Origin of the sequence: Streptomyces sp. HSW2009, from assembly GCF_040240285.1 — a bacterium.
Classification (GTDB): Bacteria; Actinomycetota; Actinomycetes; order Streptomycetales; family Streptomycetaceae; genus Streptomyces.
Genome location: NZ_JBEHZD010001027.1, coordinates 1 through 1,182, shown reverse-complemented (window position 1 = coordinate 1,182; position 1,182 = coordinate 1). Strand labels below are relative to the sequence as shown.

At 56.1% G+C, this 1,182-nt stretch carries 1 rRNA gene; it reads right to left on the bottom strand.

Going from position 1 to position 1,182, the window contains the following annotated elements:
* Nucleotides 1-21 precede the first annotated feature (21 nt).
* Nucleotides 22-1,182 (bottom strand): 23S ribosomal RNA (locus AAHZ94_RS34365); the annotation flags it as partial.

Sequence of the window (1,182 nt, the reverse complement as noted above, 5' to 3'; positions counted from 1 at the left end):
ACACAGTGAACGCGAGCAACTGAGGACAAGCCCTCGGCCTATTAGTACCAGTCAACTCCACCCCTCACGAGGCTTCCATATCTGGCCTATCAACCCAGTCGTCTACTGGGAGCCTTACCCCATCAAGTGGGTGGGAGCCCTCATCTCGAAGCAGGCTTCCCGCTTAGATGCTTTCAGCGGTTATCCCTCCCGAACGTAGCCAACCAGCCATGCCCTTGGCAGAACAACTGGCACACCAGAGGTTCGTCCGTCCCGGTCCTCTCGTACTAGGGACAGCCCTTCTCAAGACTCCTACGCGCACAGCGGATAGGGACCGAACTGTCTCACGACGTTCTAAACCCAGCTCGCGTACCGCTTTAATGGGCGAACAGCCCAACCCTTGGGACCGACTCCAGCCCCAGGATGCGACGAGCCGACATCGAGGTGCCAAACCATCCCGTCGATATGGACTCTTGGGGAAGATCAGCCTGTTATCCCCGGGGTACCTTTTATCCGTTGAGCGACGGCGCTTCCACAAGCCACCGCCGGATCACTAGTCCCGACTTTCGTCCCTGCTCGACCCGTCAGTCTCACAGTCAAGCTCCCTTGTGCACTTACACTCAACACCTGATTGCCAACCAGGCTGAGGGAACCTTTGGGCGCCTCCGTTACCCTTTAGGAGGCAACCGCCCCAGTTAAACTACCCACCAGACACTGTCCCTGATCCGGATCACGGACCCAGGTTAGACATCCAGCACGACCAGAGTGGTATTTCAACAACGACTCCACACACACTGGCGTGCATGCTTCACAGTCTCCCACCTATCCTACACAAGCCGAACCGAACACCAATATCAAGCTATAGTAAAGGTCCCGGGGTCTTTCCGTCCTGCTGCGCGAAACGAGCATCTTTACTCGTAATGCAATTTCACCGGGCCTATGGTTGAGACAGTCGAGAAGTCGTTACGCCATTCGTGCAGGTCGGAACTTACCCGACAAGGAATTTCGCTACCTTAGGATGGTTATAGTTACCACCGCCGTTTACTGGCGCTTAAGTTCTCAGCTTCGCCAACCCGAAAGTCAGCTAACCGGTCCCCTTAACGTTCCAGCACCGGGCAGGCGTCAGTCCGTATACATCGCCTTACGGCTTCGCACGGACCTGTGTTTTTAGTAAACAGTCGCTTCTCGCTGGTCTCTGCGGCC